The sequence below is a fragment of the Streptomyces sp. NPDC050549 genome (assembly GCF_040655035.1).
Taxonomy (GTDB): domain Bacteria; phylum Actinomycetota; class Actinomycetes; order Streptomycetales; family Streptomycetaceae; genus Streptomyces.
In genome coordinates, this window is the sequence record NZ_JBFAJD010000035.1 from 23012 (window position 1) to 35624 (window position 12613).

General features: G+C 73.0%; 9 protein-coding genes. 5 read left to right on the forward strand and 4 right to left on the reverse strand.

Annotation, left to right across the window (positions count from 1 at the left end; all coding sequences use genetic code 11):
• Nucleotides 1-3: 3 nt before the first annotated feature.
• The 4 genes from AB0I51_RS36560 to AB0I51_RS36575 all read right to left on the reverse strand — a co-directional run bounded on the left by AB0I51_RS36560 (nt 4) and on the right by AB0I51_RS36575 (nt 8054).
• Complete coding sequence (locus tag AB0I51_RS36560) at nt 4-4701, reverse strand: hypothetical protein (RefSeq protein ID WP_362982700.1); 4698 nt, start codon at nt 4699-4701, stop codon at nt 4-6.
• Nucleotides 4702-4764: 63 nt separating this feature from the next.
• Nucleotides 4765-5643: a hypothetical protein gene (locus AB0I51_RS36565; protein ID WP_362982701.1), complete on the reverse strand. Its 879-nt coding sequence runs from the start codon at nt 5641-5643 to the stop codon at nt 4765-4767.
• Nucleotides 5644-5720: 77 nt separating this feature from the next.
• On the reverse strand, nt 5721-7247 hold the full coding sequence (locus tag AB0I51_RS36570; protein ID WP_362982702.1) for a hypothetical protein: 1527 nt from the start codon (nt 7245-7247) through the stop codon (nt 5721-5723).
• Nucleotides 7248-7346: 99 nt separating this feature from the next.
• Nucleotides 7347-8054, reverse strand: coding sequence for a GntR family transcriptional regulator (locus AB0I51_RS36575; protein ID WP_362982703.1), 708 nt, complete (start codon nt 8052-8054; stop codon nt 7347-7349).
• Between the two features lie 170 nt (nt 8055-8224).
• Here AB0I51_RS36575 and AB0I51_RS36580 point away from each other — a divergent pair, with 170 nt between their 5' ends.
• The 5 genes from AB0I51_RS36580 to AB0I51_RS36600 are packed head-to-tail and all read left to right on the forward strand — an operon-like array spanning nt 8225 to nt 12607.
• Nucleotides 8225-9544, forward strand: a complete 1320-nt coding sequence (locus AB0I51_RS36580; protein ID WP_362982704.1) for an MFS transporter — start codon at nt 8225-8227, stop codon at nt 9542-9544.
• A complete protein-coding gene (locus AB0I51_RS36585) occupies nt 9541-10362 on the forward strand; it encodes a putative hydro-lyase (RefSeq protein WP_362982705.1) in 822 nt (273 codons plus the stop codon). Before AB0I51_RS36580 ends, AB0I51_RS36585 begins: the two co-directional genes overlap by 4 nt.
• A gap of 12 nt (nt 10363-10374) precedes the next feature.
• Entirely contained in the window at nt 10375-11127 is a 753-nt protein-coding gene (locus AB0I51_RS36590) for a 5-oxoprolinase subunit PxpA (protein ID WP_362982765.1), read from the forward strand.
• Nucleotides 11124-11741 carry an allophanate hydrolase subunit 1 gene (locus tag AB0I51_RS36595; protein WP_362982706.1) on the forward strand — a complete coding sequence of 206 codons (618 nt, stop codon included), beginning with the start codon at nt 11124-11126 and terminating at the stop codon, nt 11739-11741. The genes AB0I51_RS36590 and AB0I51_RS36595 overlap by 4 nt, the downstream gene beginning before the upstream one ends.
• Entirely contained in the window at nt 11738-12607 is an 870-nt protein-coding gene (locus AB0I51_RS36600; RefSeq protein ID WP_362982707.1) for a biotin-dependent carboxyltransferase family protein, read from the forward strand. The genes AB0I51_RS36595 and AB0I51_RS36600 overlap by 4 nt, the downstream gene beginning before the upstream one ends.
• Nucleotides 12608-12613: the final 6 nt, after the last annotated feature.

The window sequence follows — 12613 nt, forward strand, 5'->3', positions numbered from 1 at the left end:
CGCCTACGGGGTGGTCGGCGCCGGTCGCTTGAACATGCGGGTCGCCGTGATCTCGCTGTGCACCGACTCCCCCTCTCCGGCGGGGGCCTGCTGCGGCAGTCCCGGCCGGAGGTGTTCCTCCACGCTGATGTACTTGAGGCCCGCCCGCAGGTCGGCGTCGTTGCGCAGCCGGATGACGAGCGGGAACTCGGCCAGTGCCGTCGTGTCGAACAGGCCGGTGGTGTACAGGAGTTGGACGCCGAGCGCGTCGGACACGGCGCGCTGCAGCTCCAGCAGATAGGTGGCGTTGGCCCGCCCGATGGGGTTGTCGAGGAAGAGCGTGCCGGCGTGCCGGTGCTTGTCGCGGCCCCGGTCGTTCGAGCGCAGCGCGGCCATCGTGCAGTACAGGGCGATGGCCGCGGTGAGCAGCTGACCGCCGGAGAACACGTCGCCCATCTGCCCGACGGGCACCCGCTCGGCACGCAGTACGGCGTCCGGCTTGAGGATCTCCACGGCGACCCCCTTGGGCTCAAGCGCCGCGCCAACTCCCCGCAGCAGCAGGGACATTCCGTCGCGCCGCATGTCGGAGTTCTTCTTAACGGCGGCCCGGGTGGCCTCGTCGACGACCTCACCCAGCCGCTCGGTCAGCGTGGCCTGGTCGGGCTCCTCGAAGCGGATGCGCAGGAACTCCTGCCCGGACCACTCGCCGAGCCCCTCGGGCAGCCGCGACAGCCGCTGCGCGGACCGCAGGGTGGCGAGTGCCGACTCCACGAGCCCGCGGAGCCGGTCCACGATCGAGTCGCGGTTGCGTTCCAACTGCGCCAACTCGTCCGTGAGGACCCGGAGTCGGGGCGCAAAGGCATCGGCCCACTTCTGCGCGTGCTCGGGCAGGGAGGACGCCGGCAACTCACGGATCTGCTGCCGCGCGGGAGTCCGCACCTGTTCGTACCGCGTGGAGTTGGCGTGCCGCACCAGCACATCGCTCGCTTCCCGTACGGCACCCTCGGCGGCGGACAGGTCGGCGGCGCAGCCGCGCAGCGAGCGGCGGGCCTCGGCGGCGGAGTGCCGGGCCTCCTCCACGCTGCCCGGGTACGGCTCGGGCTCCTCCTGCTCCTCGTCCGAGGGGTGCTCGCGCAGCAGGTCCCGCAACATGGCGGCCGTCTCGTCGAAGCCGCCGGCCCCGTCCTCGGCCGCGCGATGGGCGTCGAGGAGTTCGGCGTGCGCCTCGCGGGCCTGGCCCAACGCGTCGGTGCGGGAGGCGAGTTCGGCGGTGGCGGTACGCAGCAGGGCCTGGGCGTGCTCGGCGTCGCGCGGGACCAGCTCCTCGGCCAGTTCGGTGTGCGCCTCGCCGTCCTCGGGTGCGTGCCGTTCGGCCTCGCCGCGCAGCCGCCCGAGCTGCTCGCTCGCGTTCGACACCCGGGTCTCCAGCAGCTGCACCAGCTCCTCGGCGCGCGCCGCGGCGGCCTGCCGGGACGGCCCGTCGGAGCCGTCGGGCGACTGAAGCAGCTGGGCCGCGCGGGTGCGGACCTTGTTGCTGAGCCGGTCCAACTCGGCGATCGCCGCGCTCTCGTCGCTCTCCGCCCGCGCCTGCTCGGCCCGCAGATCGGCGCCGACGCCGACCTTCTCGTAGAGCTGGGAGGCGGCCCGATAGGCCTCGCGCAGGGCGGGCAGCGACGGCTTCGGAGCGTCGGGGCCGTCTGCCGGTACGTCGTCGGGGGCGCCGGCGATCTCGGAGCGCTCGGCGCGCAGCGCGCGGGCCGTACGGCGGGCGTCGTCGGCCGCGCGCTGGGCGGCGCGGCGGTCCTCGTCGGCGGCGCGGGCGCGCTCCAGACATGACTGGGCGCGTGCCTCCGACTCGGTTGCCTCGTCGGCGAGTTCACGCAGCTTGACCTGCCAGCCGGCGCGTTCCCGCAGCCGGAAGGCGAGTCCGGCGAGGGCGTCGGCGGCACGTCTGGCCTTCTGCGCGGTCTCCTGCCGCTCGTCGCGCACCTGGGCGGCCTCGGCGGCAGCTTCGTCGGCCTCGGCGCGCAGGGTCCGTGCCTCGGCGAGCTCGGCCTCGGCCTCCTCGGCAAACGCGCGCGTGTCCTGCGCGGCCTGTGCCAACTCGACCAGCCGCCCGCTCGGACAGCCGGTGCGCCAGGACGCGAGCCGCGCCGCCAGCTCCCGGTCCTTGCCGAGTCGCGCGGCGAGCGCACGGATCTCCTCGTCCCGCTCGGTCGCCCGTGCGCGCAGCGCCTGCCGCTCCTCGTCGGCGGCGTGTTCGTCGTGCATGGCCGGGTTCGGCGGTACGAGGAAGACGTCGCCGGTCTGAGCGTCGGGCCCCGGGGTCGGGGCGAGCAGGGCGGCGGCCGTACCGACGGCCACGGCGGAGCGGGGCAGCAGGGCCGCGTCGCTGAGCGCCTCGCGGGCACGCGCGTGCGTGTCCGGGTCGGTGATGATCACGCCGTCGACCAGCTCGGGCCGGGCGGCCAGCACGCGCGCGTGATCGACGGGGTCGACGGCCTGGGCGAGGTAGCGCCAGCCGGGCAGGGCGGGGATGCCGTGCTCGCCCAGGTACTCGACGGTGGCCAGCACGTCCGGGCCGGGCGGCAGCAGCCCGCCGTCGCCGAGCGCCCCGAGGATCCGGGAGTCGTCGGCCGCGGCGGTACGCAGGTCGAAGAGCTGTCGCTCGCTGGAGGCGACCCCGTCGTCGAGCAGTTCGCGCAACTCGTCGGCGAAGCGGTCGAGTTCCTCGGGGGTGAGGGGGCCTTCGGCGAAGGGGCGGGAAGGCTTGCTGATCCCGGGGTGGGTGACAGGGGTGGCCTCGGCTGCCGAACTGCCGCTCGCCACACCCTCCTTGACGCCGCGTGGCAGCGGCACACCCGCACCCGCACCCGCACCCGGCAGGCTCAGCAGCTCCGCGAGCCGCTCCTCCCCCGCCAGTCCCTCCGCGAGGCGTCGTTCCGCATCGTAGGTCCGCTCGGCGGCAGTCGCGGCGTCGGACGCGCGGGCCGCCGTCAGCTCCGCGCGGGACTCCGCCGAAGCGGCCTCGCGGGCGTGCTCGGAGGCCCGGCGGGATGCCTCGCGCGCGGTGTCCCAGGCGGCCACGGCCGTCTTCTCGGCGTCGCTCGCGGCGAGGGCCGCGCGGGCCGGGTCGGCGTCGGCAGCGCTGTCGTCGAGCCAGCCGGCGCGCACCGCCTCGGCCGTCTCCTGCTCGACCTCGGACAGGCGCTGGCGCAGATGCCCGATCTCGCTGCGGGCGCGCTGTGCCTCGGTGGCGGCGGAGGTCGCGTCCCGGTGGGAGGTCTCGCCGACCTCCTGGAGTGCGGCGGAGCGCTCCTCGCCCTCGTTGGCGAGGTTCTCGGCGTTCTCCGCGGCCTCGTGCAGGGCCCGTACGAGATCGACGGCGGCCTTGGCGCGGGCGGCGAGCGCCGGTGCGGCGTCCCGCTCGGCCTCGCGGATGGCGACGGCCACGCGCGCGGAACGGTCGGCGGCGGCACGGTGGCGCAGGACGGCCTCGGCGGCCTGCCAGGCGGAGTGCAGGGTGCGCGCGTCGGCGAGTTCGCGCTTCTGCGCGGCGGCGGACTTCTCCGTCGTGGCGAGCGCCAAAGAGGCGTGCCGGTAGGCCAGTTCGGCGGCGATCAGCGCACTGCGCTCGCGCGCTCCCTCTGAGTGCGTCACGGCGTACGCGGCGGCGGTGACCCGCTGCGCGAGGTCGGCGGCCCGCACCCGCTCCTGCGCGCCCCGCGCGGACAACCTGCGTGCCAGGGTACGGGTACGGCGCTCGGCGCCGGCGTGGATGTCGCGCGCGCGTGCCCGTGCCTCGGCGGCCTCGACGATCCGGCCGAGCAGGTCCACTGAACCGGCCGTGAAGTCCCGTTCGGCGATCAGCTCGGCGCGCCGCCCCAGCTTGTTGCCGAAGCCGCCGACCAGGTCGGCGAGCCCGTCGGTGTCGCGAGTGTCGGTGACCGCGCGCAGCAGCAGGTCGGTGAAGTCGGAGTCCTTCTTGACCGCGAAGAGGCCGGCGGCCTCGCCCTCGTCGGCGTTCATCTCCCGCTGGTAGCGGAAGAGTTCGGGGTCGAGACCCAGGTCGCCCAGGTGCTCGATCCAGCGGTCGTGGATCTCCTCCCAGTGCACTTCGAGGTGCGGATACGCCTTGCCGGCCTCGGTGATGGCGTCCCGGAAGCCCTTCATGGTGCGCCGACGGCCCTGCGCGCCGGACACGCCCTCGACAGGCGGCCGTACCGAAGTGGCCTCGGCGACGGGGAGGTTGTCCAGGCTGAGTCCCGGGCCGGGCCGGAACGAGTACCAGGCCTCGGCGAACTTCCGCGGGTCGTTGGAGACTTGACGCCCCCGCCACTCGCTGACCTTGCCGACGACCACGCACTCGCCGGTCAGCGTGTGCTGCCACTCCAGGGCGACATGCCCGCAGTCGTCCGCAAGGAGGAACTTGCGCAGCACACCGGAGCTGGCGCCGCCGAGGGTGTTGCGGTGTCCCGGCAGCATCACCGAGAAGATCAGCTTGAGCAGGACGGACTTGCCGCCGCCGTTCTCCAGGAAGAGCACACCGGCGGGCGCGGGGCGGCGCGGCGGACCGACGGGCTCGTCCTCGAAGAACTCCGCTTGGGTGGGGGCGGGGTCGGGCACGGGCTTGCCCACGCCTCGCAGGTCAAGCACGGTGTCGGCGTAGCGCGCACCGGCGGGCCCGATGGAGTAGAGGCGGACCCGGGACAGCTCGTACATGGCGGACTCTCGTCGTAAGTCTTCGGCAGGTGTGGGGGGCGTAGGTCTTCGAGGGGCTGGAGGTCAGGAGTGGAACGGCAGTCCGGCGTCGGCCACCAGCTCCAGGTCCTCGGTGTCCTCGGCGGGCAGCAGGCTCGCGGTGCCATCGGTGACCGGGACGACGCCCAGCTCCAGCAGCTCGGCCATGGCGGCGCTGCCGGCCATGTCACGCACCTGGAGCTGGTAGCGGGCGGTCGTGCGGTACGTACCGCCGTTGTCGTCGCCCGTGCGCTGGAGGAAGCCGGAGTCGGTGAGGAACGCGGCGGCCTTGCCGACGATGCCGGTGGTCGAACCGGCGAGTCTGCGGGCGTCCTTGGTGGCTCCGGTCGCGCTGCGTCTGACCCAGATCCGCCAGGCGGCCTCCAGGCCGGGCGCGTCGGTGGCCGGGTCGGTGTTCATGCCCTGCTCGTCGGCCCGCTCCTCCAGGCGCCGGCAGGCCTGCCGTACGAAGGCGTCGACGCCGTTGACCGTGACGCGCCCGATGTAGCCGTCGTCGGCGAGGTCCTCGGGGCGCGGGAACGCCATCGCGGCGACGGCGAGATGCGCAAGCCCGTGCAGGAAGCGGTCCCCGGAGTCGGCGGCCGTACGCCGGGCGTAGTCCCCCATGCGCACGGCGAACACCGAGTCCTCGGCCGCCGTCACGGCCATCCCGGCGCGCGGGGACACCTCCAGGACGACAAGGCCGAGCCCGGCGGCCACGGCGTCGGCGAGCCGGGCGAACGGCGGGTCCTCCCGGTACCGGCGCAGCAGCTCGGCGTATTCCTGGTCCCGCGCGGGCTGCAACTTGGGCTGCAGGCCGAACGCGACGAGCCGCGCCGCGTCGGCGGCATCGGCGGGGGTGACAGCGGCGGTCGCCGGCGCGGCGGCGGTCTCCGGCTCACTCCATTCGACGTGCTCGCTCACGGTCGGGGCTCCTTGCTGGGATCGTTCTTGTAACGGTCGTTCGCGTAACGGTGGTTCATGTCGCGGTCGTTCACGGCCTACGCCGCCTCCGTCCTGCCCGCCGCCATCCCCGCCGCGTCCAACAAGGCCATCCCCACAATCAGATCGGCCCCACCGAACTCGGGATCATCCAGCTCGGCCCCGTCGTCCACGGCGAACAGCAGCTTCGGCTCCCCCTGCCGATACGCGGTACCGACCGGCGGACTGGCCGCATGCACAGCCAACAGGGCGACCAGATAAGGCAGTTCGGGATCCTGCCGTCGAGCGTCCGCGAGCAACCCCGACAACCTGCGAGGCGCGTCCGCCGGCAGATCGAGCAGCTCCATCGCCGCCGCCAACTGCTCCTCGCTGAAGCGGCTGTCGTCCGGCGTGGCGATGAGATCCGGCTCCGGCATCTCCGCACCGAGGTGCTCCCGCTCCTGAGGCGGCGTCAGCAGTATGTCGACGAGGTCGCCCACCCGGACGGACACCGGCGTGCGCAGCCCGGTCCCGCGCGCGAAAAACGCGTCGGTGACCCGGATCGCCTGCTCCAGGGGCAGCGGCAGCACGGGCGAGACGAGATGTCCGTAGAGGTCTATCCCCGATGTCGTCATGGGTGCGGCGAAGGCCTGCCGGTCCTGCTCCGCGCGGAACAGCGGCCCCGCCTCCAGGAGGCGCGACTGGAGTTGTGTGTGGCGTCTGATGCAGTCCTTGACGATGTCGACCAACTCGGCGGCGCGGCGCTTCTGTTCGGGGTCCTCGGACTCGTCGCGGGCCTTGCGGATGTTGGTGAGGATCGCGTTCTCGTGGCGGTAGCGGTCGGCGACGTGGTCGAGGGCCTCGGCGATCATGTCGGGCACGGCGTTGAGCCAGTCCACCGCGCGGACGTTGCGCCGGGTGGCGTCAAGGGCGCGGCGGAGGGTCTCCGAGTACTGCACGGTGCGGTACCGGGCCTGCTCGGCGGCCAGTTGCGCGTCGGCGAGCCGGCCGCGGCTGATCAGCACCTCCAGCTTGACCTCGGCGGCGATCTGCGCGCTGGTGACGTCGGTGTCGAGGGCGCCCACGAGGACGTTGACGGCCTCGTCCGTCGTACGGAGATAGACGCTGCCGCCGTAGCCGGGGACTTCCTCGATCAGTTTGAAGTCGTAGTCGCGGCGCACATAGGTGCCGTCCTGGGCGAACGTGCCGTAGACCGTGCGGAAGCCGCGGTCGACGCTGCCGACGTTGATCAGGTTCTCCAGGACCCAGCGGGCCACGCGCTCGTGCTCGGTCACGGGGCGCTGCGGGGCCTGGGCGGCGATGCGCGGGATGAGCCTGGCCACTATCTGGTCGTGGTCGGCGCCGGTGTCGAAGTCCATGTTGAGAGTGACCAGGTCGATGGCGGCGAGGGCCACCTCCGCCATGCCGTACACCGAGTACTCGCCCGCGAGATTGGCTTTGCGCGCGTCGAGGTCGTGCAGCGGCGCGGTGCAGGCGAGCGCGCGCAGTCGCCGCGCCAGTCCCTCGTCGGCGGCCGGGCCCGGGGCGGGGCGCGGCCCCGCGCTGAACTGGGGCGGAACGCTGTCCGTCGATGCAGGCGAAGTCACGCTGCACAGACTAGGTCCTCGGTCTGACAACGACCCAAACGACGCAGAAGCGACTACCGCCACAGCGGCGTGCGGAACGGGTCGGGCGCCGTGCCGTCGTCAGCCGAGGGCCGTACCGCCCTCGCCGACCCGCTGCCGGTACGCGTCGACGACCCGTTCGAGCGAGTCGTCGAGGTAGACCGCGAGCAGTCTCTCGGACTCGGCGGCGTCGCCCGCCTGGAGCGCCTGGAGGATCAGGCGGTTGCGCTGGAGGTACGGCTCGTGGAGCACCTTCGGGTCGTCCACGAGATGGAAGGCGAGCCTGAGTTCGGCGAAGACACTGCGCATCAGCTCGCCGGTGCGGGCGCTGCCGGCGAGGGCGACCAGTTCCCGGTGGAAGTGGATATTGGCCGTACCCACTCCCTTCCAGTCATCCTCTACGGACGCCAACTGCCCCTCGGTCACGGCCGCGGCGAGCCGTTCAAGGGCGTACGGCGGCTCGCCGAGCCCGCGGACGACGGCGCACTCGACGAGGCGGCGGGTGCGGTAGATGTCCTCGACGTCCTCGACACTCAGGACCCGGACGAAGACGCCGCGGTTCAGCTCGTGGACGAGCAGACGCTCATGGGTGAGCAGCCGGAACGCCTCGCGGAGTGTGTTGCGCGACACGCCGAGTGCCCCGCCGATGCTGTCCTCCGAGAGTCGGGCCCCCGGCGGGAAATACCCCTCGGCGATACGGCTTCTGAGGATGTCCGAGACGCGTTCGGCGGTACTCGTACGGCCCAGGAGGGCGCGGTCGTCGGCGAGTCCCGCCAGCTGATCTGCCATGCCCGGAATTCAACCGCAGATACAAGAACGAAACAACATGCCTCTTGAAGGATCGTTCAACGATCCTCTACTTTACTTTCCGCGGCGCCACCCGCTCACCCCGGCGCCCACGGCTTCCGCACGGCCCGGCTCAGTCCCAGCACCCTCCGTCCTCCCTCTGCGAGGTGCACATGAGCACGACCCCTCCACCTCAGGCCCTGAACACCGGAACGCAGCCCGACACTGACGAACTGACCGCCGACGACGGCACGTTGGCCTGGTTGCGCGCGCTCGGGCCGAACGGCCGCAGGGCCTTCGCCGGCGCGTTCGGCGGCTACGCGCTGGACTCCTACGACTACTTCACGCTGCCGCTGAGCATGGTCGCGCTGGCCGCGTACTTCGGCCTGGACAGCGGCCAGACCGGCCTGTTCACCACGGTCACACTGGTCGTCTCCGCGGTCGGGGGCGCCTTGGCGGGCGTCTTCGCCGACCGGGTCGGCCGCGTCAAGGCCCTGATGATCACGGTGATCACCTACGCCGTCTTCACCGTGGCCTGCGGCTTCGCGCCCAACTACGAGACCCTGCTGGTGTTCCGCGCCCTCCAGGGCCTCGGCTTCGGCGGCGAGTGGGCGGTCGGCGCGATCCTGGTCGCCGAGTACGCGAGCGCCAAGCACCGTGGCCGTACGCTCGGCGCGATCCAGAGCTCGTGGGCGGTCGGCTGGGCGCTGGCCGCGGTCGTCTACACGCTGGTCTTCTCGTTCCTCGGCGACGACCTGGCCTGGCGGGTGATGTTCTGGACCGGCGCGCTGCCCGCGCTGCTGGTGATCTGGGTACGGCGCCGGGTGCACGACGCCCCCGAGGCGACGGCCGTTCGCGAGCAGAACTCCCAGAAGGGTTCGTTCGCGGCGATCTTCAAGCCGGGCACGGCCGGGGCGCCGGGCCTGCTGCGCACGACGGTCTTCGCGGGCCTGCTCTCCACCGGTGTCCAGGGCGGCTACTACACCCTCGCCACCTGGGTGCCCACGTACCTCAAGACGGAGCGCGGCCTGTCCGTCGTCGGCACCGGCGGCTATCTGACCTTCCTGATCTCCGGCGCCTTCCTGGGCTATCTGACCGGCGGCTACCTGACCGACGTGCTGGGCCGCAGGCGCAACATCTGGCTCTTCGCCCTGCTCTCGGCGATCTGCATCCTGGTGTACACACACATCCCCAACGGCGCCAACACCCTGCTCCTGGTGCTGGGGTTCCCGCTCGGGTTCTGCATGTCGGCGATCTTCAGCGGCTTCGGCTCGTACCTGAGCGAGCTGTACCCGACGGCGCTGCGCGGTACCGGACAGGGCTTCACGTACAACACCGGCCGCGCCGTCGGCGCCGTCTTCCCGACGCTGGTGGGCTTCCTGGCCGACAGTTGGGGTGTGGGCGGAGCGCTCGTCTTCGGGGCCATCGGTTACGGCATCGCGGCGCTGGCGCTCCTGGGACTGCCGGAGACCCGCGGAAAGGAACTGGCGTGAACCGCACGGAGGACCGTCCCCTGACTCTCGTCGACGAGCACGCGCACGCGTGGAGCCCGCGCACCGCCCGGGCGCGCTTCCGGGCCGGGCTGACGGGTCCGACGGCCGGGGTCGCGGCGGGCCACACCCAGGTCAACCTGATCTCGGTGCCCGCCGACTGGGCGTACGACATGCTGCTGTTCTGCCAGCGCAACCCGAAGCCCTGTCCGGTGCTCGACGTCACGGACGCCGGCTCCTGGGAGACCGTTCTGGCCGACGGCGCGGACCTGCGCACCGATCTGCCGCGCTACCGGGTGTGGCGGGACGGCGGGTTGGCGGACGAGCCGACGGACGTGCGGGCGTACTGGCGCGATGACCTGGTGTCGTTCCTGATCGGCTGCAGCTTCACCTTCGAGTGGTCGCTGAGCGAGGCGGGCGTCCCGATCCGGCACATCGAGCAGGGCCGCAACGTCCCGATGTACGTGACGAGCCGCCCGTGCCGCCCGGCGGGGCGGCTGCACGGCCCGATGGTCGTGTCGATGCGCCCGGTGCCCCCGGAGCACCTGGCGACGGCGATCCGGGAGACCGCGCTGCTCCCGGCGGTGCACGGCAGCCCCGTACACTGCGGCGATCCCGCGGGGCTCGGCATCGAGGACCTCGGCCGGCCGGACTTCGGCGATCCGGTGGACGCCGCGCCGGACGACATCCCGGTGTTCTGGGCCTGCGGAGTGACCCCGCAGGCCGTAGTGATGGCGTCCCGGCCGCCATTCGCCATCACGCACGCGCCCGGCCAGATGTTCGTCACCGACGCCCGCGACGAGCAGTACCGCGTCGCCTGACCAGGAGAGATGATGATCGATCTGAACGCCGACCTCGGCGAGGGCTTCGGCCGCTGGCACCTCACCCACGACGAACAGCTGTTGTCCGTCGTCACCAGCGCCAACGTGGCCTGCGGTTTCCACGCCGGGGACGCGGTCACCATGCAGCGGGTGTGCGAGCTGGCGGCCGAGCGCGGGGTGCGGGTCGGTGCGCAGGTGTCCTACCGGGACCTGGCGGGGTTCGGGCGGCGCGCCATGGACGTGCCGGCCGCCGAGCTGGCCGCCGAAGTGGCTTACCAGATCGGTGCCCTGGAAGTGTTCGCCCGCGCGGCGGGCACGTGCGTGTCGTACGTCAAGCCGCACGGCGCGCTCTACAACCGGGTCGTGCACGACCCGGAGCAGGCCGCCGCGGTGATCGAGGGCGTACTCATGGCCGACGCATCGCTGCCGGTGCTCGGCCTGCCCGGCTCGGTCGTGCTCGAACTGGCCGCCAAGGCCGGGCTGCAGGCCGTCACGGAGGCGTTCGCGGACCGCGCCTACACCGACGAGGGCAGGCTCGTGCCGCGCGACCTGGACGGCGCGGTGGTCAGCGACCCCGAGGCCGTCGTGGAGCGCTCGCTGAGCCTGGCCCGCTTCGGGGCGGTCGACGCGCTCTCCGGGGTGCGCATCGAGGTACGGGCCCGCTCCCTGTGCCTGCACGGGGACACCCCCGGAGCGGTCGAACTGGCCCGCAGGGTCCGCGAGCGGCTCCTGGAGTCGGGTGTCCGGTTGGAGGCCTTCGTATGAAGGCGATGCCCGTCGGAGACAGCGCACTGCTCGTCGAGGTCGCCTCCGGGGAGGAGGCCCAGGCCGTCCACGCCGAGCTGATGCGCCGCCGCGCGGAGGGCCTGCTCACCGTCCGCGAGATCGTCCCCGCCGCCCGCACGATCCTCCTCGACGGCCTCGACGACCCGGCCCGTCTGGCATCCGAACTGATCGCCTCCGAGGTGTCCCCCGCTCCCCCGCGTACCGGCGAGGTGATCGAGCTCCCGGTGCGCTACGACGGCCCGGACCTCGCCGACATCGCCGCCCTCTGGGCCGTCCCCGAGCGGGAGGTGGCCCGCATCCACGCGGCCACCGAGTTCCGCGTCGCCTTCTGCGGGTTCGCCCCCGGCTTCGGGTACCTCACCGGCCTCCCGGCCCGCTACGACGTCCCCCGCCGGGCAACCCCGCGCACAGCCGTCCACGCGGGTGCCGTGGGCCTCGCGGGCCCGTACACCGGCGTGTACCCCCGTTCCTCGCCCGGCGGCTGGCAGCTGATCGGCACGACGGACGCGGTCCTGTGGGACCACGCGCGCGTGCCCGCCGCGCTGCTGTCGCCGGGCACGCGCGTGCGCTTCGTCCCGGTGGCGGACGTATGACGGACCGCGCACTCGTCGTCGTACGGGCCGGGGCCCTGACCACCGTGCAGGACCTGGGGCGGCCCGGACACGCGCACCTTGGGGTGCCGCATTCCGGGGCGCTGGACGGGCCCGCGGCGGCGCTCGTCAACCGGCTGGTCGGCAATCCGCCCGAGGCTGCCGTCCTGGAGACGACCCTCAACGGGTGTGCCGTACGGCCTCGTTCAACGATCCTCGTGGCGGTCGGCGGCGCGCCCTGCCCGGTCACGGTGGACGGACGGCCCGTCGCCTGGGGCGCGCCCGTCCACGTGCCCGGCGGGGCGCTCCTGGACATCGGAACAGCCTTCTCCGGAATACGCGCCTACGTCGCCTTCGCCGGCGGCGTCGCCGTGGAGCCGGTGCTCGGCAGCCGCTCCACGGACCTGCTGTCCGGGCTCGGTCCGGCACCGCTCACGAACGGCGCCATACTGCCCCTGGGGTCCCCGACGGGCCTCCACGCGCGCGTGGACGTCGCCCCGCAACCGCGCCCCCCGGTCGAACTCGTCCTCCGGGTGACGCTCGGACCCCGCACCGACTGGTTCACCCCGGAAGCCTTGCGGGCGTTCACGGCACGCGTCTACCAGGTGTCGTCGGCGAGCAACCGCATCGGACTGCGCACCGAGGGCCCCGCCCTGGAGCGGGCCCTGACCGGTGAACTCCCCAGCGAGGGCATGGTCCTGGGCGCCGTCCAGGTCCCCCCGGACGGCCGCCCCGTGGTCTTCCTCGCCGACCATCCGACCACCGGCGGGTACCCGGTGATCGCGGTCGCCCGCCGGGCGGACCTCCCGGCCGCCGCGCAGGCGGTGCCCGGAACCCCGGTCCGCTTCGTGGCCGTACGACGCCGCTGAGGGCCC